Below are 20,458 nucleotides of genomic sequence, written 5' to 3'. Positions count from 1 at the left end.
GTTCAGAAGCAAACGCCATTTCTGGCGTTTGCTTACTCCGATCACATTAGTAAAAGCTCATCCCCACCGGCACTTCCACCCACCCTTTACACCTGCACAGCGCTACGCCCCCTGCGACTTTGACGCAGCGGGAGCGGATGACGCCTGTGAGTGGAGATGCAGTGGCCGCATTCGCAGACGACGGGGTATGGCCCCGCCAGTTCCTGGTACATGGCATCAAGTCGTTTTGGTTCAAGTTCGGTGACATTGGCCTGTTACATCATTCCGCCTCCATTTGATGAGGGCAATATCCAGCTTATCGCTGATGGCGGAGAACTGGTAGAAGAGTTGATCAGCGGTGAGGGTTTCAACCGGGCCTGAGATTGCGGCTAATCCGCCAATCATTTCCCGGGCTTCGAGAACTAAGGTGTGCGGATCTTTGTTGATTGCCTGGAAAGCAGAAGCTGAATTTATAGACATAGTATGTCTCCTTTTGATCACAACGCTATGTTACCAATCGGAGACGCCAACACTCGCGATGGTGGCAACTCGGACAGGGTTGGCGTAACCAGCCAAAAGGATACCGGCGCGACCGAAGTCGCCCCCGCCCGAGCTACCATAGAATACAGCTTTTCTTAGGTGCGCGCGAGCGACGCCCAACAAAAAAGACGCCAATCCAGATAACAGATTTTGCTGTTATGTTTATGAGCTTAACTGCGCATTTTGGGGATGTCACGTCGTTTAGTTAACAGCCCTGTCAGGATTTGAAGCTAGTGATTGAAAATTCACAGTTGGGAGAATTATTGGCTCATACCCTGAATTTAAAGTTACAATACTGACATAACTTCTCAAATAAGGATATGCAATGGCAGGAGCATTTACTATTGGAAACATCGACTCTTTAAATTCAATGTTCACAGGTTCATCTGTATTAAACTCTGCTACGTATTCAAGCTCAAGTCTATAACCTTGGGTCGATGTTAATTTTATATCAAACTTTACGACAAAAAAATTCACATCTTCCTCTACAAAACCATTTGCAAATGCAAATGAAAAATCATCGTCTTCGATAGAATCATCAAAAACAAAATTAAGTTTTTCAACTCTAGTATTTTTTAGTTGAATTTTCATGATTTTATGCAGCCAAAGAAAAATAATTATCGTTAGTTAAAGAGGAGCCAAACTCCTCAGAAGTTTGGCTCTTTAATGTTATACTTTTGTTATGTCGATAGCTTACCTTCATGTCAGAGCTTCGCCAATCAACCTCCACAGTTCCAGACATCTTGATTGCAGATCTACGTACTGGTTCATAACCGAATTTTTTACAATCCTGTTCAAACTCTTCTACACTCAATGCCTGAATTCTAGCTAACGCATCAGCTAGCATTTTATCTAAATCCATTAGCATACCTCCCCTTTTGCCACTTCCTTAACTGAATTCCTATCAATTAAAGAACTATTTTTCACGCACATAACGGTCGTATTTGGAACATTAGAACAAATTTTCTTTACTCGCTGCATCTTGTTTTTTATATACAAGTTATGAATAACCACATCAAGACTCATATTCAAAGCAACAAGATCCCACATTATACGATCATCATCTTTAAACCTTCTGTTCTTTGTGAAGTACTTGTTGTGTTTTTCCAACAAAGCATCTCTAAGCACATTGTAAACCTTCAACCCTTCATTCGTCGTGGTGTTTAAGACCCTAACACCTGTAACCGCAGCCTCTAGAACTGTATAACTTTCATACTTGTTCGACCCTGTCCGGCTATCATAAGCTTGGTTTTTCGCCCATTCAATGGCATTTGGTATAGGCTCGCTAATCCCTTCTGCGAAGAAATACACCCCACACCCAAGCCAATCATCGGGATTTTTACTCAAAGCGAAACCTTGCTCTTGGATTGAAGCTACACAGTTCGAATCGGTTCCATGATATCCAACAAACTCGTAACTCATATCAGGTTTCATTATTAATTATACATGTTAAGCCGCGAAAATTACTCTACAAGAACCGCTTTGTCAAAAAATCACCAGTTCTAAGACAAAAGATTAAGTAAAATTCAGTTCCTTGCCTACTATCGACCATCGTCAAACAATAGTCAATTTAGCGCATAACTTTTTGATACATAAGTCATAGTTTTGAGATTTAGTTAAATTAAAATTTAACCCATTAATATCATGCATTTATGGCTTTAATAAGGAGTTTAACGGCACACTCACCCATCGCTTACACCGACACAGGGCGATGCCCTCGCCGATTTTCACGCAACGGGATCGGATCACACCTTCGCTGTCGCAGATGCGGTGACCGCATTGATGACCAGAAACTGAATTTCCGACAACACCAACTGATACAGAACCCCAGCTCATTCATGGCCGTGGCATCCAGTTCATTGACATGATAAAGGTCAGCAGTTCGAGTCCACTCAGACGCACCATACAGAGAAGCCCGTTCGAAAGAACGGGCTTTTTGTTTGTCTGCAGATTAGTTTTACGCGTTGTTCCAGTTCACTGTAAAAGTGAAATCCCACAGATCATTTGAAGGTAATATGCCGGGATAGGCAGCATAAAACGTATTGTTCAATGCTGCTAAGGCAGGGCCGCACTGAGATCCCGCTCCATTGGCTTCTGTAAAATCAATCTGATTGGTACTCCAGGATGTGCCATTAAAAGCACAACCATATAGCTGTGCGGTGTGGGCACCGTGGTAGAGCGCGAATAAAGTATCACTGGTTGCCGCCAGCGACACTCCGTCATAGCCTTCTGCCCCGTTTGCATCTTCCAGGTTGGTTTGCGGCCCCCACTCTAGCCCGTCAGAAGAAGAGCACACGTAAATGGCCGAACCATTAATTGCCGTTCCTCCCGCCCCTTCCCAGCCTAAAAACAGTTTCCCGTTGAAAGGCGCTAACGATGGGCCGGCTGTTGTTGTGGTTGCCGCGCCATTCTGGTCGCTGACATTCACCTGTGAATCCCAGTCGGTACCGTTTGCCGATGAACAAACATAAAGGCTATTCGATAAATCCTCTCCCCGGTATGCCAAATAAAGCCGACCGTTAAATGCGGCAAGTGCTGGCTGGGAATCGGTTTCAGCATCATTCTGTGAGGTGATTTTTGTTTGATCACCAAAATTGACGCCATCTGCACTTGAGCAGATATAAATGCTATCGGAACCTGAGCCCTGATAGGCCAGATACAGTCTGCCATTGAATGCCGCCAGCGCAGGGCTATTCTGGGTTTTCGCGCCATTATCATCGGTAATATCCGTTTGCTGAGACCAGCTAACCCCGTCGGCAGTGGAGCATATATACAGGCTTTTAGAGCTCCCCCAGCCACGATAAGCCATGTATACCCTGCCGTTGAATGCCGCCAGAGCGACTTGACTGCTGGACTCAGCATCATTCTTAAGCGTGATTTCTGTTTGATTCGATGTGTTTACACTAATGGTAGCCATGCGTATTTTTCTCCTGAACTGAGATAATTGTGGCAGAGCGATGCCACTGCCTGTCCTTGTTCCATAACGCTTATTCCGTAGCCCTTGATCCATACATTGTCAAACAGCTTTAACCACTAAGCAGACACCCTGAGCCTGGAAAAACTCTTTCCAGCTTAGACCAGAAAAACACACCAGCAGGACAAGAAATGCAGACATGTGGTTAATGTCATCCTTCATTGATAAATTTCACATTGATTTCAATCTCAGTTGCCATTCCCAACTTGGTTTGCAGAATGCGAATATCACCCGATTCGCAGTCTGCCCCAGACACTAACAGGCGCCTCCAGCCGCATTATTACTGGTATAACTCTTGCTTCATCCTATACAGGCAGGTGTTGTAAGGCGGTCGCTATGAATGCTGTTATTCAGGTTGTAAAGCACTTAACACCGGGAATGGTGGGCATTACTGCAGTGAACATTCAGCAATTCTCTGCCTTGCGGCAAAGACGCTTTATCGTCTGTCTGGAAGGGACGATGAGTGAATCACTTGAAAGGTGGCCTTACCTGAAAAATGTCATCGATAAACTGATCTTCCTTGATGCAGAATCTGAAACGGCTGCAAACGTTATCCGCACTCTGGTAAAACTGTTTCGTGCATACAACGCAGGTGTTGTGCATACCCATCAAAGCACTGCTTTATATCAAGCAGGTATTGCAGCCAGGCTGGCCGGCGTCAAAACCTTAATACACAGCGAGTACGACAACTGGCTGGAAGAAGAACCTAAACACCCGCGCTTGCTGAAAATGGCTCTGAGTTGTATGCAACCTGTGGTGGTTACCAGCGGCGGCAGAATGAATGACAGGTTACAAACATCTCTTAGCGGCCGGGATATCACCACGATTCCGCACGGTGTTGATACTCAGCGATTCCAGCCTGGCAATCAGGGCCTAGCCCGGCTCAGGCTGGGCTTACCCACAGGGGCGAAAATCATAGGCACAGCAGGCAGACTGATCCCGGAAAAGCGGCATCATTTATTGATACATGCCCTGAGTCATTTACCGGAGAATGTGCATCTGACCCTGGCAGGGGAAGGTGGTCTGGCGCGATCGCTGCATATGCTGGCAATAAAGCTATCGCTGAGCCACCGTGTTCATTTCATGGGCCATGTCGAAAACATGTCGGAATTTTATCAGGCGCTGGATCTGTTCTGTATTACCTCTGAAGAGGAGGACTATTCTGTTTCTCCCCTTGAAGCACAATCCTGTGGAATACCTGCGGCACTGACCGATATGGGAGCCTGCAGCGATGTCCTTTGTCCGTTAAATGGTATCCCGCTCAATACTGACGATGAACGGACGCTTATTTACCAAATCCATACTGCGCTGCTTAAGAAACCAAGCATCAGCCCTCGCCGCTATATTTTGCAACACCACGATGTTCGCACCATGGCCGAGGCTTACGATGCGCTGTGTTATCAGGAAAACCCACCTTATATTGATAACCATCAGCATGCTACCAACCCTGCCCGTCAACCAAAATATCGCTATACTTTGCCGAATAAACCCTGATAAAAGCAGAGGATAACAATGATTCTGATCACAGGAGCCAGCAGTGGACTGGGTGCAGCTCTGGCTGCCTCTTATGCTGCCGATGGCCACACGCTGACACTGACAGGCCGAAACGACGAGCGCTTACATAACATCGCCCGTCAATGTCAGCCTGCCAATATCTGCACCCTTACTGCCGATCTTTCAGATGCCAGCTCGGTGTCATCTCTGTTCGATAAACTGCCATCAGCACCTGAGACCATTATTTTCTGTGCGGGCAGTGGCTATTTCGGCTCGCTGGAGAAACAAGAGCCCGACGCCATAGCGCAGTTGATCAGCAATAACCTGCTGTCTGCAACCTATTTCCTGCGGGAAGCGATTCAACGCTACCGTAATACTCCCCTGACCTGCGCTATTGTTATGTCGACAGCGGCTCAGGTGGCGAAAGCCGGCGAGTCAACCTATTGCGCTGCCAAATGGGGAGTAAAGGGATTGGTGGAATCAGCCCGGCTGGAACTGGCAGGCAAACCAATGAAACTGGTTGGGGTGTACCCTGGCGGCATGGCAACCGAATTCTGGGCCAGCAGTGGTAAAGAGATGGATATCAGCAGTTTCATGACACCTGAAGAAACCGCCGCCATGTTAAAAAAAGCGCTGCAACATGCTGAACACGGTTATATTTCTGATATTACTATCAATCGTTATTGATCCAACCAGCACTCTTTATCCGCACTCTCTTTCGCAGGCTGACCAGACTGGCGGCTTGCGATAGATTCCGGCCGCTTTTTCCGGCATGTAAGTAAACGGTTATACCCGCGTTGTTTAAAAGGCTGAAATATTGAATAAGGTCTCAACCGCCCGCTGCACTGAAGCGACCAGTTCCGAGTTGACATAATCCACCAGCAACAGCCAAACACAGCCGGCGGGAATCGCCTTTGAATCAACGCTGTTTGACAGCTCGACTATAATAAGCTCGTAATCGGCACTATGGATCGGCATTGGTTTTCCGGACGTCATGTTCTAAGAATTAACAATACGACTCATATACCACCCAATTCACGGACGAATCACACACCCTTTTTGTGCGGAGGCCGCGATGTCGTCCACCAAATTCAATGACATCATAGATAAACCTACCTTTTTCGGTTCCCTCTTCCTGCTATTTGCTGTGACCTTGCCTTTAGTCTTCTTTCCCGAAGCGGGAGCAGCCTGGGTGCTGAGCGCCAAAGATTTTGTGACCGATCAGCTTGGCGTGCTCTACCTGATTCTCGGCCTTGGTGCGTTTCTTTTTATGGTGTACATCACCTTCAGTGATATCGGCCAGATCAAACTGGGCACCCCTGAGGAAAACCCGGAATTTTCCACTTTTTCCTGGGCTGCGATGCTGTTTTGCTCTGGTATTGGCGCGTCGATTCTTTACTGGTCAATGATTGAATGGGCTTACTATTTTCAGACCCCGCCTTTCGACATTCCCGGCGGTACGCACGAAGCCGCCAAATGGGCAGTCACCTATGGCATTTTTCACTGGGGACCGCTGGCCTGGTCTATTTATTTGATCCCTGCGTTACCTATTGCCTATTTCTACTATGTTCGTAACCACAGTGTTCTGAAAATCAGTGAAGCGTTAATGCCGGTTCTGGGGGAAGAACGGGCGCGCGGATGGCTGGGCAAACTCATTGATGTGTTCTTTATCTTCGGTATGCTGGGAGGCGGGGCAACCACCCTCGGCCTTGCCGCCCCCTTAATTAATCAGGGCGTCCACGAGCTTCTTGGCGTGCCAAATAACCTCTATACCCGCATAGTGGTGCTGATTGTCTGTACCGCCATTTTCGGTTACAGCGCTTATGCCGGTCTGAAAAAAGGCATCCAGTTACTCTCTAACATCAACATGTGGCTGGCCGTCAGCATCTTGCTGTTCATTTTCATTACCGGGCCCACTCTCTTCATGCTGAACACCGGGCTGGATTCACTGGGCCGAATGATCAACAACCTGTTCGAGATGGCAACCTGGACAGAGCCATTTGCCCAGTTCCGACAATTTCCCGACACCCATTTCCCTCAGGACTGGACCATATTCTATTGGGCATGGTGGCTGGTTTTCGCGCCCAGCGTGGGACTGTTTATCGCCCGTATTTCCAAGGGGCGAACCATAAAAGCCATGGTTGTCGGCTCGATTTTTTTCGGCACCCTGGGCTGTTTCCTGTTTTTCATGATCATGGGTAATTATGGCATTTATCTGCAACTTTCCGGGCAGTTAGATGTTATTTCCATACTGAACAATCAGGGCGCCACTACTGCAATTTTCGCCATGCTGCACACCCTGGCCCTCAGTAAACTGGTGATTCTCGCCTTTACAATCCTGGCGGTGATCTTCACCGCCACCACCTTTGATTCTATTTCCTATATTCTGGCCGCTGTCGTGCAGAAAGAGATAGATGAAGAGCCGGCACGTTGGAATCGTCTGTTCTGGGCATTTGCACTGTCTGTCATGCCCATTACCCTGATGTTCATCGGGGGATTGGATACCCTGCAAACAGCCAGTGTGATCGGGGGCGTCCCTTTGCTTATCGTCGCTTTGCTGTTGTGCATTTCCATTATTCGCGCAGCGCACTTTGATCTTCGCTATCAACCCGATTATGAGGACAAAGAAATCTATATCGAAGAATTGCCAGATGACGACCCATGGACTGAAGAGGGTTCCTGGGATCAGGAAGGGCCGGAAGAGCACGGTGTATCTCATGATGATAAGCCTCATATCGAGGGGGATCCGGACAGCCACCCGTCAAGGCTGTAAACCTTGTCTCTGGGCCGGAAAGGCCACAGACCCTTGCTGACTTTTCTCCCATGACAGGAGAGCGGATATGAGATTGCTTATTGGCCTGATAGGCGTAGCTGTTGCGTTTTTAGGCTTGGTTATTGCCGCTGAGCCCAGACTTATTCTGGACTTTATCGACAGGCACAAAAAACAGCTCTGGCTGCATTTTGTGGCGGTTGCCGTGCGATTACTGATTGGCTACCTGTTAATTGAATATGCAGATAATACCGATATTCCCTTTGTGGTCGCCGCCATCGGCTGGATATCCATTATTGCGGCGATTTTTCTGTTAATTCTTGGCAGGGTCAACTTTAAAAAGCTCATCAGCTGGGCCGCTGATCTTAACGACATTCAGGGACGGTTTGCAGGAATATTTGCAGCGCTTTTCGGTGCTTTTATGGTGTACATCATTTTGTAAGCGTTAGTCCTATCTTGTGGCTTCATGCTATATCAGACTATTGTTGCAGCTTGCACTGTAGCTCTGGCGCACCGTATCCCCAGGTGACTATAGCTTCGCCCTGATGCTCCAACAGGCTTTCATTGCGGCCGGCATATTTGGTGCCACTGGCGCTTTCCTGCTGATACATCAGCGAGACACTGTCACCGCGTTCGGCAATCAGCGTTGGCGGGTCAGTAGGAAAGTAAGTCGCAATCACTTCACTTCCCGGCTGATCCGTACACAGATAAGTGACGGTGGCTGTTGCCTGAATCAAGCCATACCTGGCCTGCAGCTCAGCAATGCGCAGTTGATATCCAGACTCAACACATAGCTTTTTATCACTGGCTTTCCAGCACTCGTTGCGGCCTTTCACCCAGCCTCTTTGCTCTGCTTTCAAGGTGGGGGGATGCTCATTGGTGGCTTTGGCAACCGCCCGTTTGTAGACCTCAGACAGCTGGTTATCTAACGCAGCTAATTCTTCGTCCTGACAAATCATCGCCTCAATACTGCCATCTGCCACGCCGGTACAATCAAACGATGGCTGTGCTGCTTTAACCTGGTGATATACCAGTACAGCTGCAGCACTGAGACTGAAAACCACCCAGCCAACTCTGAATTTTCTGATTTTCATCCGGACTCCTGAACGGATCAGCCTGCTCCCCATCAACTATAGGCAATCAGAGGCTGTCCGTCAGGTATAACGGGAAGAAGCAAGAAAGCCGGGGCATACACAGATCCCGGCTTTGTCTCTACCTTACAGGTAAGGTTGTCCTGCCGGCTTACCCTCTCCGGCAAAACAAGTTCAATGCTTCTGTGTACGGGTTTGATGCTACTGGTTTTGGTGTTATGGCTTAGAATGTTGACCTGACAGATTCTGCAACTCTGCACATCAGGTTACTGCGGTGAGCTTTTTGAACGCCGCCTGATCCCAGCGATCGTTCGCCATGATGTCGACCAGCGCATCAACACAATCCCAGAGATCGACGTAACGAACGTACAGCGGTGTGAAGCCGAAGCGAAGAATATCCGGTGCACGGAAATCGCCTATGATGTTACGTGCAATCAAAGCCTGCATGATGGCAAAGCCCTGCTCATGGGTCAGAGAAACCTGACTGCCCCGCACCGCCGGATCTCTTGACGATGCCAGCCCGAAGCCGTACTGACTGCAGCGCTGTTCAATCAGCTCAATAAACAACTGCCCCATGCGAAGGGATTTTTCTCGGATCTGGTGCATGTCAGCCGAGGCCATGATATCTACCCCCACTTCCAGCAGGCTGGCACCGACGACTGACGTTGTGCCACACAAAGTGCGCGCAATACCCGGTGCCGCTTCATAGTCATCGCGCATCGCAAAAGGATTCGCATGACCAAACCAGCCGCTCAGTGGTTGTTGCAACTGTGCCTGATGGCGCTTGGCAACAAACAGAAAACCCGGTGCGCCCGGACCACCATTGAGATATTTGTACCCGCAGCCAATGGCAAAGTCGGCGCCCACCTGATTTAACTGCACAGGCACTGCACCTGTGCTGTGGCTGAGATCCCAGATCACCAAGGCGCCTTTTTCGTGAGCGCGGGCTGTAATCGCCGCCATATCAAACATGGCACCACTTTTGTAGTGCACATGGGTCAGCACCACGACAGCCGTGTCTTCATCGATGGCATCCAGAATGTTATCGCGATGCTCAGTCACCAGACGCACTTTGCCGTCCAGAAACTGTTCCAGTCCTTGCAAGATATAAAGATCCGTCGGGAAGTTACCCGGTTCAGACAATATCTTTTGACGTCCTGCATTCAGTTTTACCGCTGCCGCTGCCATCTTGAACAGGTTGACAGAGGTTGAATCCGCCACAATCACTTCGCCGTCGTCTGCCCCGATCAGACCGGCTATTTTATCTCCCACCCGGTGCGGTATGCGGATCCAATCGTGGGTGTTCCAGCTGCGGATCAACCCCTGGCCCCACTGCTCTTCCACCACTTGCCGTGCTTTTTCTTTTGCCGCCTTAGGCAACACGCCCAGGGAATTGCCGTTGAGATAGATATGCCCGGCGGGTAAATCAAACTGATCTCGATACGCTGCCAGGGGATCATCGCGATCCAGTGTTTCAAAATAGGCTCTGTTCAGTGTTTGCATGTTCAATTACTCCTGACTTATCCAATGGCTAGGCAACACTGCGCAACAGTGCCCGAACGGGGGAAGCATCCAGTGAGTCGAGTTTTAACGGCGGGGCGATCAGCTCATACTGTCCTGCAGGCACATCATCCAATACCAGGCCTTCTAAAATCGCCATGCGATGACGCTTAATAGCTTGATGCGCACTCATGGTTTTCGAGCTCTGGGGATCCAGCGACGGGCTGTCGATACCTATCAGGCAGGCACCGCGCTCTGCGAGCAAATCGATTGTCTCTGAGGCTACCGCCGTAAAATCAGACCGCCACTCATGGTGCGGAAACTGCAGATAGGTTTTGAAAATCACCCGCTCAACCTGATCCGGCAGCTGATCAATAATATCCTGCGGTTTTACCCAGCCAACTGCCTGGGTAGCATCAATCACCACACACGGACCAATGTAATATTCCAGGCTGACCGCTTCCATGCTTTTACCCTGTGCATCGTAATGCACAGGCGCATCGGCATGAGTACCTGAGTGGCACGACAGGGAAAACTGACCAACGTTGACCGGGCATTGCTCGCTCATTTCCCAGTGGAAATACGAAGAGAATGCCGTGTCTCCCGGCCAGACCGGTAACCCCTGTCGCAGCGTTTGCGAAATATCCCAGATTTTAGTCATGCTTCGGCCCTTCAATAGAGGTACGCACCGACCACAATTCCGGGAAAAATTGCAGCTCCAGTGCTTTGTTGAGGTATTTCACCCCCGAAGTGCCACCCGTGCCGCGACGATAGCCAATGATGCGCTCAACCGTTTTCATGTGGCTGAAACGCCATTTCTGGAAATTGAATTCCATGTCGACCAGCTTTTCGGCCAGCTCATAGAGATCCCAGTATTCGTTGCTGTTGTTGTAGATTTCCGCCCAGATGCGTTCAATGTCTTCGCTGGCCTGATACGGCTGGGAGAAGTCCCGGTTGAGGTGAGACTCAGGCACATCAAATCCGCGGGCTTTCAGCAACTGCAGCGTGATGTCATAAATGCTTGGCGCATGGAGAACGGACTTCAGGTGATCGTAATATTTCGGGTGTGCGCGGTGCGCCTGAATCATGGCCTCATTTTTATTACCCAGCAGAAATTCCAGTTCGCGGTACTGATAAGACTGAAAACCAGAACTCTGGCCCAGTTCATCGCGGAAGCTGGCATAATCGGCTGGCGTCATGGTTGCCAGCACTTCCCAGGCGTTCAGCATCTGAGACTGAATGCGTGCCATGCGGCTCATCATTTTAAATGCCGGGCGCAGTTTGTCCTTGCGAATATTCTCCACCGCTCCATAGGCTTCATGCAGACAAAGCTTCATCCATAGTTCAGACACCTGATGAATGACCACAAATAGCATTTCGTCGTGCTGCTGGGTAACCGGGTGCTGGCAGGAGAGTAATGGTCCCAGGGCGAGATACTGCCCGTAGCTCATGTCCTGATCCCAATGCACTTTTTCATTGTCCAGGTCCACTTTCAGCGTGGGTGCAGTCTGATTTTTATCCATTTTATTCATCCACTATTTCCTTACCTGTCAGAGGCTATTGACCATTCATTTATTAGTTTACGAGACGGCTTTTTAACTGTAAATTTCATAAAATATTCAAAAACCATTAACTTTATTCATACATTATGGCCACAAAAATCAGTACAAGACACTTGCAAATGATAATGGCTGTGGCAAAGGCAGGTAGTGTGTCTGAAGCAGCCAGTCAGATTGGGCTGACGCAATCTGCGCTCAGTCATCGCATTCGCGAAGCAGAACGATTGTTAAATACCGAGCTGTTTTACCGCCAGCATAAAAAGCTCATACCGACCAGCGCAGGGAAACGGCTGCTGTTATCTGCCACTGTGGTACTCAGTGAGCTGGAAAGGGCTGAAAACGACATCGACAAACTGTCGGTGGGGATAGAGCACGTCATTCGGGTAGGTAATGAAGCCTACGGCGGTTACCATTGGCTGCCGCCCTTTATTAAGCTGTTTAATGAGGACTTCCCCAGCTATTCGGTCGAAATCATTCCCGATGTCTCTCTCGACCCGTTTACGGCGTTACGCAACGGTACGATAGACATTTCTATTGTCTCTGGCACGGTGACTCAGACTGGCTTCCGGGTGCTGAAACTGTTTCGGGATGAAATGATCGCTGTGATGCATAAAGACCACCCGAATGCCGGTAAAGCCTGGCTGACACCGCAGGAAATCGCCGCTGACACTTACATTACTTACCACACCACACCCGGTCCCGGACGTGAATACGAACAACTGTTCAGTCCGAATCACCTGTTGCCGCCGAAAGTCATCCGGGCTGGTGTGACCGAAGCGGTCGTGGAATTTGTCAGAGCAGGTATGGGGATTACGATTATGCCAGGCTGGGTGATAAAGCCGTACCTGAAAAGCGGCGAGCTGCGGACAGCCCGAGTGACAGAGCAAGGGCTCTACCTGAACTGGCAAGCCCTGATTCGGAAGGATGAACGCTCAGATTCGCCCATAGTGACTTTTGCTAAAGCACTGAAGCGGACGGATCTGCCGGCGCTGTAACTGTGCTGGTCATTGTCAGTGACATGGGCTGGTATCGCAGGCCGGCAAGCTCTGCCGCCGCCCCCGTTTTCTGAAATCCCTGCGCCTGATAAAAAGAGACTGAATTCAGTGAAGCACGCACGGTGAGCTCAGCATGACGAACCTGTTGAAGTAAAACCTGCAGCAACTGAGTCGCAATGCCTTTTCCCTGCCAATCCGGCAGCACAAATAACATCGCCAGATGTGCCCCTTGTTTGAGTTCTGCCATACCAATAATTTTGCCCTGCTGCTCATACACCAGTATCAGGTTGTCTTCCTGCAGGCGAAGCAAGAGCGCTTCTTTTGAGGCCACTTTAAAGAAAGTATGGATACCGGCCGGCGCGAGTTGCTTTGCCGCACTTGCCAGAAACGCACTTTTCACTAATGCCTCGACCTCTTCAGCATCGTCTGCCGTCATAACTCTGATTGCCATGCGCTTCCCCTTGCTGCCAAAATCCAATCAATGTGTTTACTGTCGCTCTTTCTGCACCGTTCTATCAGCGCCGTTCTTTCAACAAAGGTAAAATCACACGTCTGTACTCCGCCAGCGCAATGTTATCCGCCTCGACGGTAGCAGCGTTCGGTTCATGGAGAGATGTCCAGATCACCGCTTCCGCTTCCTGTGCCGACAGCTCACCCGTCCAGTCTGTCACTACATAATAATGCAGCCGTTGTAACTCTGTGGTGGGATGATACAAGGTACACAGCGGAAAATAGGCAATCGGCGTCACCGTCAGCTCTTCGGCAACCTCACGGATCAGCGCCTGCTCAAGGCTTTCTCCTGCTTCGACATGCCCACCGGGAATGGCCATCAGGCCAGGATCAACCACTTTGCTCAGCTTGCGCTGTTCAAGCAATACCTCTTCACCGCGTATCAGCAAAAATGACACGCAATCATGTACTTCTCTTTGCATTATTCTGCTCTTCCTCTTCTCGCCATGGGATGCTCCGGGTGCAATTGCAGCAAATCCCACAAGTTGCCGTACAAGTCTTCAAACACAGCGACTGTGCCGTAGTCCTGCTCCTGAGGCGGACGCACAAACCGGATGCCGTCGGACACCATACGCTCATAATCTCGCCAGAAATCATCTGTGCTCAGAAACAGAAATACCCTGCCTCCGGCCTGATTGCCAATGAAATTACGCTGCTCAGGGGTGGACGCTCGTGCCAGCAACACAGTGACGCCGTTGGAACCCGGTGGCGAAACCACCACCCAGCGCTTATCCTGTTCGGGTTGATAGCTGTCTTCGATTAAGTCAAATTTAAGCTTATTGACGTAAAAGTCGATCGCTTCATCGTAGTCACCGACAACCAGGGCAATATGCACTATAGCCTGTTTCATATGGAGGTATCCTGCTTATACTGCTGAATAATAAAGCCTTCGCTGCTTTGCGGCGGCTCAAAAAAACGGGTAATCGCATCAAACGCTTCATCCGTGGTAAACGGGCTGCCTGCAGGCAAATCCTGACTGCGAATTTTCAGCTGCGCTTTGCATACCTCGTCTGGTTTGTCGACATAATGCAGGCAGTGCTCAACACCTGTCGCGGCAATCAGGCCGGTAAACCACTGACGCTGCGACACCGTATTGGCCGGGAAATCCAGCACAACCGACATCCCTTTGGCGAGCAAATCCTGAACATGCGGCTGTATGGTTTTCTTTAACCGCTCTGAATACTGGATGTAATCAGCCAGACTGCGAACCTCTTGCGGGTATAAGGTGCTGAGCCACTCATCTTCTACCAGCAACACGGCCTGATGGGTTTTGGCAATCTGTGCCGCTAATGTGGATTTTCCCGCCGCCATTTTACCGCACATAAAATGCAGTGTAGGAATCGCAGTCATTCGCATCTCCTTGTGGTTAGCCTGCTCTTCAGGCATTCAGACCGCTCCGCTCGGTTCATACCGATATACCTTACCGCCAACCCATAGTTGCCCTTCGGTTGCCTCCAGGTGGATCAGATTAGGGTATTCCGGATAGCCCATGTGAACGAAAGCCGGTTGTTCCAAAGGCAAAGGCAGCGCCGCACAGCACACCGCGCAAGCCGGATCCTCCGGAATGTTATACAAGGGGTTAGATGCTCTGGCATGCCAGCCGTCGCCCGTGGACACATACAACACATAGCCACTGAAATTTTTCCCCTGATTCCATGCAGCCAGTGCATCCAGATCAAAACGGACGGCGTTCAGGGCGGAGATGTCTTTCAGTTCGATACACCATTTGGGTTTACCGGCACTGAAAATTCCTGCACTCAGGATTTGACTGGCCTCCAGGCCAAACCAGCCAGGTTCAGGCTGACCGGTAAAATCGGGAGTGACTGCCGTCGACAAGGCCATACTAACGCTGACCACATCTCCGGATTTTCGTACGTCGCTGATGCCCGCCCCGGTTTCGACACGAAACGCAGCCTGGGCAATATGGCTTGCCGCACCCAGTAGTGCGTGACCGCAAATCGGCGCTTCTTTTGAGTCCGGGTAAAAGAAACGAAACCGAACATCAGCTTGCTCGCTGGGCGAAATCACAACAGTGACAGGAATACCAGAATCCATCGGATTTTCCGGTACTTCAGAGATCGCCATCAGATTACCGCCCACATCCTTGCGCTTACCAAATACATTATAAATATGCATCTTTCAGTCCAGATAGGGTTCAACAACAGACAAACAACGATTTACCGTGTCTTCTTTCTCTCCGACCGGAGCCACATAGTGGATTGCGTTTTTAGCAGCCTCCACACTCGCTAATTTCGCGATGAGCCAGGTGGCAAGATACTGAGATGCCAGACAGCCTCCTGCTGTTGCGACCGACTGGGATGCATGAAAAGGCTGCTCAAGCACCACTAATCCGGCGTCCATCGCCCAGGGCTGAGTGGTCAGGTCGGTACAGACAGATGCGTTATCCAAAATGCCTAATGCCGGCAACAGCAGCACACCAGAACACTGAGTAGCAATCAGCTGTTTTTGCGGGCTCAGCGTTAATGTGCTCAATAGTGATTGGTCGGCAACGATCTGTCGGGTCAGCGACCCGCTGCCGATGATGACTGCATCGGCCTGATTGGCGTAGGCCAGAGGTTGGTGGGCGGAGATGGTTAGTCCGTTCATTGAGGTTACTGTCGGCGTGGGACTGGTGATCTGCACCTGCCAGTTCTCGCTTTTCACCCGATTCAGTATTGAGTAAGCAACCAGCGAATCCAGTTCATTGAATCCTTCGAAAGTCAGTATGGCTATTTTCATTGCAGCATCCTTTGCAAAGCGGAGTGATACGCTAGATTAACGAAAGACAGATTACCCTGATTTAACAGCCAGTTGCCAGCCCGAATTCACCCGGTTCATTGTCCTGGACGCGGCACATTTTCATCGCTGACATTCTGCTCCTGAATAATCTCTTCCGCCCACTCCTCATCTTCCGTCTCAGCTTGCAGGCCGTTCTCCTTTTGTGCGGCAGACGGTTCAAGATACAGCTCAGTAAATAAAGCGAAATGATCCGATCCAATAGACGGCAGACGCTGAATCTGGCGAAGTCTGAAATGGTGGCTGTGGAATATATGATCCAAAGGCCAGCGCAGAAACGGATAGTCGGCATGGAAGGTATTAAACATGCCCCGCCCCACGCGCGGGTCCAGTAAGCCGCTGATCTTTCGAAATAACCGTGTGGTCGACGACCAGGCAACATCGTTTAAATCACCGGTCACAATAATGGGCTGTGTGCTGCCGGATACACTGCGTGCCACCAGTATCAACTCGGCATCCCGTTCTGCCGAGGCCGGATTTTCAGTCGGGCTTGGCGGGGCTGGATGCAGAAAATGCATTCTGATTTTTTCGCCACAGGGAAGCACCAGCAACGCATGCATGGAAGGCACATCGTCTTCGATCAAAAACTCAACACTAGTATCCTCTAAAGGAAACCGGGCATAAACATGCATGCCGTAGAGATTATCCAGCGGGCACTTCATGGTATAAGGTAGCTGAGTTTCAAGTGTATCCAACTGAGACTGCCACCAGTCATCCGATTCCAGCGTCACCAGCACATCAGCCTGATACTGATGCACCAATGTGATTAACTTATCCGCCTGATGGTTCAGTGTCAGCACATTGGCTGTGATGATTCGCAGCCGCCTATGGCTGTTTTCACCGTTCGCCGTCTTCACCTCCTGACGCCAGAGCCGCGTATAAGGCAAAATCCACCACAACTGCCAGCCCAGACACACAAAGCACACCACAATAACCAGCCAGTGTACGTGAGCAAAAGCATTAGCAATCAGCAGAAACAAAGCAAACACCGCCAGTTGCAGACGAGGAAAATCCCAGCCGCGCACCAGCCAGTGCGGATGCCGCCAAAAGGGAAGCAGCGTGGCAATAACAAGTAACAACGTGAGAAACGTTAGCGCATCAACCATAACATTTGCTCTGAAACCCAACATTCACCATTCGGCCCATGCAGGAAGGTAGTGCTTCCTGCCCTAAGTATTGAGTTTAGAAGGTGTTTTCACACTGGGGATATTTCAGCTAGATCCGCTTCACAATGACTCATCATTCATCCGCTTTTTTACTCACAATCTCTGGCTGGCTAATGGGTTGAGCTTGGCGATCAAAAAAGGGGTTCGGGCGTCCTTTTCCGGTCAGTTTCCAGCCCAGGATTTTCAGCATTACGCGAATCATCATTGGCCAGACGCGATTATTCCGCAGTATATCTTCAGGTAATGGCGGGTTGGCATGTTGCGGGTAGGCATGCGCACGCACCGGACCAAGCCGCTCTTCGGTTCTGTCTTGTGCTGATATCACTTTTTCGATTAAGCCAACAAAAGGAAAACCAGGTTTGAGGGTGTTCGCAATGGGCGTATCGCAACATCCGGCATACCAGCGAAATAAGCCTTCCGGTGTCAACCGTAAACAGCGAATGTGCTCACTGCCATTTGTCCATTGCACGCTGGCCGGACTGAGCTGAAAAATCGCCGTACCACGATGCGCCGTGAGTATCCGTTCAGGCGACAACTGCTCGGCAAATGCCTGACAATCTTTGCAATAGCACACCACGCGGTTGCCGGACGACGGCGCGGGCACCTCTGCTGTCCCATGTAACTCACCGCATTCACATCTCAGCTGAATTGTCGCCATGCTCCTTTCTCCCTGATCAATGAGATTTATTGTGTTGTCGCTGACGGGTTTGTCTGCTTGTTAATATAAAGCCAGCGTATTCAATCATACGCACATCTCTATCTTTTAACCTGATTAGTGTGCATTCCACCACATTTCCTCAACTCGACGATTTCAACGTTATCCCGGTCAGACACATTTTGGCTGAGCTCAGTTATAGTGTTACAACCTGTCAGTGAAAGAGACACGTCAATGCCGGATAAGCTAAACGATTTCAGTACCAAACTGTTAATCAATCAGGCGTTAATTGATCATCAAATAGCCTGCAGAGAATCGCTGTACGACTTTAATCACTCGCGCCCCAGTGAGCAGCAAAAACGGCAAGACATCCTGAACAAGATCCTCAAACAATGCCAGGGCACACATATCGAACCACCCTTTCGCTGCGATATGGGCAGTAATCTCTCTATTGGTAAAGGCGGGTTTATTAATTACGGTCTGATTGTGCTGGATATTGCACCCGTCACTATTGGCGACCATGTGCTGATAGGCCCAAACGTTCAGCTTTGTGCGGCCGGCCATCCGGTGCTGTTATCAGAACGGGTACAACCTTATGCCTGTGGCGATCCCATCACGATTGGCAATCATGTGTGGGTTGGTGCTGGATCCATTGTGCTCGGAGGGGTTTCGATTGGCGATAACACAGTGATTGGCGCAGGCAGTATCGTGGTAAAAGACATCCCTTCAAATGTGATCGCTGCCGGTAACCCGTGCAAAGTTCTCAGACGTATCGATCATGGTCAGTTACCCACAGAAGAAGAGATTCAGGCGTTATATCAGCAATTAGGGTTAAAAGCGTAATTGCCCACCCTTGAACATCATTGCTGACAACGGATATCGTTTTCTCTATTACAAATCGTCATCAATATCATCGTCTTCTTCAAAGGCAGATCCGATCGACCAGCTATCGACACGGCGAAAGCCTAAACCACTGAGGTCAGCGGCACTGAGGGCTGCAACGACAGACTCATGAAACAGAAAAGTTGGGTCTTCTCTCAATCGAAAAACCAATCTTTTTTCTAAAGGCACTTGATCCAGGACTTTCTCATCTAAGGAAAGATTTAATAAAGTAAATCTGTTACCAATATAAGTTCCTTTTATTTCACTTCGTTTTTTATGAATCGCCTGATGATGATTCCAGATATGCATGTAATAGTGTTCTGACCAAATTTTATCGCCATTGACGATATTGGTTTGATAAAAATCCACGCCAGGCAAGTTAAACGGTGCCAGAACTTGCCTGAATTTTTCAGAGACCAACTGCTCTGCGGTTTCATGATAGTCACACGGCTGAAATTTGGCACGATTACCCTCTGAAATACCAACTCTTCCCGGTCCAATAACGTGCCTTTTCAAGGACCATAGAGACATTAAATGCCCCAACCCTTCATCTGATCCTTCTATTTTATCTAACATATAATCCGTTGCACGACCACTTTCTTTTAACATGTAGTACTGACTATCATATTTCATTTTCTTGCCATCACACGATTCGTCTTCTCATTGACCATCTCTCAAACAGTTGACAATCCAGAATATTGAAAAAACATATGGCCACCATAAACATTTTATGGCAGCCATCGTAGTAATAGTCTGTTATTCAAAGGCCGAACCAATTGACCATTCATCTACCCGCTGAAAACTCAAACCTGTGAGATTTACCTCACGAAGTGCTTGCACAACTGTTTCATGGAACAGAAATTTAGGCTTCTCTTCCAATGTGAATACTAATCGTTTTTCTAGGGGGATTTTATCTAGTACATTTTCATCCAATGACAACACCTCTAACGTAAAATCATCATCTACATAAGTGCCATCTATTTTTGACCGTCCATGATGGATTGCTTTGTGATGATTCCAGATATGCATATAGTAATGTCCCTTCCAAATGCTATCATCACATATTATATTTGTTTGATAGAAATCAACACCAGGTAAATTAAATGGCAACAAAACATGCTTAAATTTTTCTGAGACTAATTGTTCAGCTGTTTCGTGGTAATCACATGGAGTAAATCTACTAGAATCACCCTCCAACACTTCTACAATACCGGGTCCGAATACACGCCGTTTAATCGATCGAAGTGACATTAGGTGCTCTAATCCTTCATCTGAATCTTCATTCTGGCCGAGCATATATGCACCTGATTCATGATTTTCTCTCAATATATAGTACTGACTGTCGTATTTCATATTATTTTCGTACATGTCATTTCCAGATGAACTTACCTAGCCACAGTCTCTGAGTAAAAGATCATTACATCTCGCGAATATTTCATTAAAGCCCCACTGAAGGGGCCAACATCAATCACCTGGTTAGTATCAATTACAAATTGTTATAAAAATCGTCTTCCTCTTCTTCTGTAGCAAAAGCAGAGCCTGGCCCC

26 protein-coding genes are annotated in these 20,458 nt (G+C 48.9%); 6 read left to right on the top strand and 20 right to left on the bottom strand.

Annotation, left to right across the window (positions count from 1 at the left end):
• Nucleotides 1-231: 231 nt before the first annotated feature.
• The 5 genes from KCG43_RS20720 to KCG43_RS20700 all read right to left on the bottom strand — a co-directional run bounded on the left by KCG43_RS20720 (nucleotide 232) and on the right by KCG43_RS20700 (nucleotide 3,436).
• Nucleotides 232-459 carry a hypothetical protein gene (locus tag KCG43_RS20720; protein ID WP_218387337.1) on the bottom strand — a complete coding sequence of 76 codons (228 nt, stop codon included), beginning with the start codon at nucleotides 457-459 and terminating at the stop codon, nucleotides 232-234.
• Between the two features lie 261 nt (nucleotides 460-720).
• The gene (locus tag KCG43_RS20715; RefSeq protein ID WP_218387335.1) at nucleotides 721-1,110 is read right to left on the bottom strand and encodes a protein-export chaperone SecB; all 390 of its coding nucleotides are present in this window, start codon (nucleotides 1,108-1,110) and stop codon (nucleotides 721-723) included.
• 4 nt (nucleotides 1,111-1,114) lie between these two features.
• Nucleotides 1,115-1,381, bottom strand: coding sequence for a hypothetical protein (locus KCG43_RS20710; RefSeq protein WP_218387333.1), 267 nt, complete (start codon nucleotides 1,379-1,381; stop codon nucleotides 1,115-1,117).
• Entirely contained in the window at nucleotides 1,381-1,941 is a 561-nt protein-coding gene (locus KCG43_RS20705) for a hypothetical protein (RefSeq protein ID WP_218387331.1), read from the bottom strand. Before KCG43_RS20705 ends, KCG43_RS20710 begins: the two co-directional genes overlap by 1 nt.
• 535 nt (nucleotides 1,942-2,476) lie before the next feature.
• A complete protein-coding gene (locus KCG43_RS20700; RefSeq protein ID WP_218387329.1) occupies nucleotides 2,477-3,436 on the bottom strand; it encodes a hypothetical protein in 960 nt (319 codons plus the stop codon).
• 393 nt (nucleotides 3,437-3,829) lie between these two features.
• Here KCG43_RS20700 and KCG43_RS20695 point away from each other — a divergent pair, with 393 nt between their 5' ends.
• Both KCG43_RS20695 and KCG43_RS20690 read left to right on the top strand, forming a co-directional pair.
• Nucleotides 3,830-4,987, top strand: coding sequence for a glycosyltransferase (locus KCG43_RS20695; RefSeq protein ID WP_192016726.1), 1,158 nt, complete (start codon nucleotides 3,830-3,832; stop codon nucleotides 4,985-4,987).
• Nucleotides 4,988-5,005: 18 nt separating this feature from the next.
• Nucleotides 5,006-5,674 (top strand): SDR family NAD(P)-dependent oxidoreductase, encoded by a 669-nt coding sequence (locus KCG43_RS20690; RefSeq protein WP_218387327.1) that lies wholly within the window; start codon nucleotides 5,006-5,008, stop codon nucleotides 5,672-5,674.
• A gap of 114 nt (nucleotides 5,675-5,788) precedes the next feature.
• Here KCG43_RS20690 and KCG43_RS20685 read toward each other — a convergent pair whose 3' ends face one another.
• The gene (locus KCG43_RS20685) at nucleotides 5,789-5,965 is read right to left on the bottom strand and encodes a hypothetical protein (RefSeq protein WP_192016728.1); all 177 of its coding nucleotides are present in this window, start codon (nucleotides 5,963-5,965) and stop codon (nucleotides 5,789-5,791) included.
• Nucleotides 5,966-6,062: 97 nt separating this feature from the next.
• Here KCG43_RS20685 and KCG43_RS20680 point away from each other — a divergent pair, with 97 nt between their 5' ends.
• Nucleotides 6,063-7,760, top strand: a complete 1,698-nt coding sequence (locus tag KCG43_RS20680; RefSeq protein WP_218387325.1) for a BCCT family transporter — start codon at nucleotides 6,063-6,065, stop codon at nucleotides 7,758-7,760.
• Between the two features lie 67 nt (nucleotides 7,761-7,827).
• Entirely contained in the window at nucleotides 7,828-8,199 is a 372-nt protein-coding gene (locus tag KCG43_RS20675; RefSeq protein WP_218387323.1) for a hypothetical protein, read from the top strand.
• Nucleotides 8,200-8,236: 37 nt separating this feature from the next.
• On the opposite strand, the gene KCG43_RS20670 is transcribed toward KCG43_RS20675, so the two are convergent.
• The 4 genes from KCG43_RS20670 to kynA form a co-directional block, all read right to left on the bottom strand.
• Nucleotides 8,237-8,851, bottom strand: coding sequence for an MliC family protein (locus KCG43_RS20670; protein ID WP_218387321.1), 615 nt, complete (start codon nucleotides 8,849-8,851; stop codon nucleotides 8,237-8,239).
• Between the two features lie 258 nt (nucleotides 8,852-9,109).
• Complete coding sequence (kynU, locus tag KCG43_RS20665; protein WP_218387320.1) at nucleotides 9,110-10,351, bottom strand: kynureninase; 1,242 nt, start codon at nucleotides 10,349-10,351, stop codon at nucleotides 9,110-9,112.
• Between the two features lie 28 nt (nucleotides 10,352-10,379).
• Nucleotides 10,380-11,009: an arylformamidase gene (kynB, locus tag KCG43_RS20660; RefSeq protein ID WP_218387319.1), complete on the bottom strand. Its 630-nt coding sequence runs from the start codon at nucleotides 11,007-11,009 to the stop codon at nucleotides 10,380-10,382.
• Nucleotides 11,002-11,880: a tryptophan 2,3-dioxygenase gene (gene kynA, locus KCG43_RS20655; protein WP_192016734.1), complete on the bottom strand. Its 879-nt coding sequence runs from the start codon at nucleotides 11,878-11,880 to the stop codon at nucleotides 11,002-11,004. The genes kynB and kynA overlap by 8 nt, the downstream gene beginning before the upstream one ends.
• A gap of 116 nt (nucleotides 11,881-11,996) precedes the next feature.
• Between kynA and KCG43_RS20650 the strand changes: the two genes are divergently transcribed.
• Nucleotides 11,997-12,902, top strand: a complete 906-nt coding sequence (locus tag KCG43_RS20650) for a LysR family transcriptional regulator (RefSeq protein ID WP_330872794.1) — start codon at nucleotides 11,997-11,999, stop codon at nucleotides 12,900-12,902.
• Here the strand turns inward: KCG43_RS20650 and KCG43_RS20645 are convergent.
• The 8 genes from KCG43_RS20645 to KCG43_RS20610 form a co-directional block, all read right to left on the bottom strand.
• Nucleotides 12,865-13,353 (bottom strand): GNAT family N-acetyltransferase, encoded by a 489-nt coding sequence (locus tag KCG43_RS20645; protein ID WP_218387317.1) that lies wholly within the window; start codon nucleotides 13,351-13,353, stop codon nucleotides 12,865-12,867. The genes KCG43_RS20650 and KCG43_RS20645 overlap by 38 nt on opposite strands.
• Nucleotides 13,354-13,417: 64 nt before the next feature.
• Nucleotides 13,418-13,834 carry an NUDIX hydrolase gene (locus tag KCG43_RS20640; protein WP_192016736.1) on the bottom strand — a complete coding sequence of 139 codons (417 nt, stop codon included), beginning with the start codon at nucleotides 13,832-13,834 and terminating at the stop codon, nucleotides 13,418-13,420.
• Complete coding sequence (locus KCG43_RS20635; protein ID WP_218387316.1) at nucleotides 13,834-14,262, bottom strand: VOC family protein; 429 nt, start codon at nucleotides 14,260-14,262, stop codon at nucleotides 13,834-13,836. Before KCG43_RS20635 ends, KCG43_RS20640 begins: the two co-directional genes overlap by 1 nt.
• A complete protein-coding gene (locus tag KCG43_RS20630; RefSeq protein ID WP_192016738.1) occupies nucleotides 14,259-14,762 on the bottom strand; it encodes an ATP-binding protein in 504 nt (167 codons plus the stop codon). Before KCG43_RS20630 ends, KCG43_RS20635 begins: the two co-directional genes overlap by 4 nt.
• A 36-nt stretch (nucleotides 14,763-14,798) precedes the next feature.
• Nucleotides 14,799-15,548 carry a PhzF family phenazine biosynthesis protein gene (locus KCG43_RS20625; RefSeq protein WP_218387315.1) on the bottom strand — a complete coding sequence of 250 codons (750 nt, stop codon included), beginning with the start codon at nucleotides 15,546-15,548 and terminating at the stop codon, nucleotides 14,799-14,801.
• A 3-nt stretch (nucleotides 15,549-15,551) separates the two neighbouring features.
• The gene (locus KCG43_RS20620) at nucleotides 15,552-16,151 is read right to left on the bottom strand and encodes a DJ-1/PfpI family protein (RefSeq protein WP_218387314.1); all 600 of its coding nucleotides are present in this window, start codon (nucleotides 16,149-16,151) and stop codon (nucleotides 15,552-15,554) included.
• A 95-nt stretch (nucleotides 16,152-16,246) separates the two neighbouring features.
• Nucleotides 16,247-17,314, bottom strand: coding sequence for an endonuclease/exonuclease/phosphatase family protein (locus KCG43_RS20615; protein WP_218387313.1), 1,068 nt, complete (start codon nucleotides 17,312-17,314; stop codon nucleotides 16,247-16,249).
• A 133-nt stretch (nucleotides 17,315-17,447) separates the two neighbouring features.
• Nucleotides 17,448-18,032, bottom strand: coding sequence for a DUF6151 family protein (locus KCG43_RS20610; RefSeq protein ID WP_218387311.1), 585 nt, complete (start codon nucleotides 18,030-18,032; stop codon nucleotides 17,448-17,450).
• A gap of 231 nt (nucleotides 18,033-18,263) precedes the next feature.
• Between KCG43_RS20610 and KCG43_RS20605 the strand changes: the two genes are divergently transcribed.
• A complete protein-coding gene (locus KCG43_RS20605; RefSeq protein ID WP_218387307.1) occupies nucleotides 18,264-18,872 on the top strand; it encodes a sugar O-acetyltransferase in 609 nt (202 codons plus the stop codon).
• 48 nt (nucleotides 18,873-18,920) lie between these two features.
• On the opposite strand, the gene KCG43_RS20600 is transcribed toward KCG43_RS20605, so the two are convergent.
• Both KCG43_RS20600 and KCG43_RS20595 read right to left on the bottom strand, forming a co-directional pair.
• A complete protein-coding gene (locus tag KCG43_RS20600) occupies nucleotides 18,921-19,544 on the bottom strand; it encodes a hypothetical protein (protein WP_218387306.1) in 624 nt (207 codons plus the stop codon).
• 123 nt (nucleotides 19,545-19,667) lie between these two features.
• Nucleotides 19,668-20,279: a hypothetical protein gene (locus tag KCG43_RS20595; RefSeq protein WP_255558126.1), complete on the bottom strand. Its 612-nt coding sequence runs from the start codon at nucleotides 20,277-20,279 to the stop codon at nucleotides 19,668-19,670.
• Nucleotides 20,280-20,458: the final 179 nt, after the last annotated feature.

It is taken from the genome of Photobacterium sp. WH24 (assembly GCF_019204055.1).
In the GTDB taxonomy this organism is placed as follows: domain Bacteria; phylum Pseudomonadota; class Gammaproteobacteria; order Enterobacterales; family Vibrionaceae; genus Photobacterium; species Photobacterium arenosum.
This window is presented reverse-complemented; position numbering and strand designations above follow the sequence as displayed.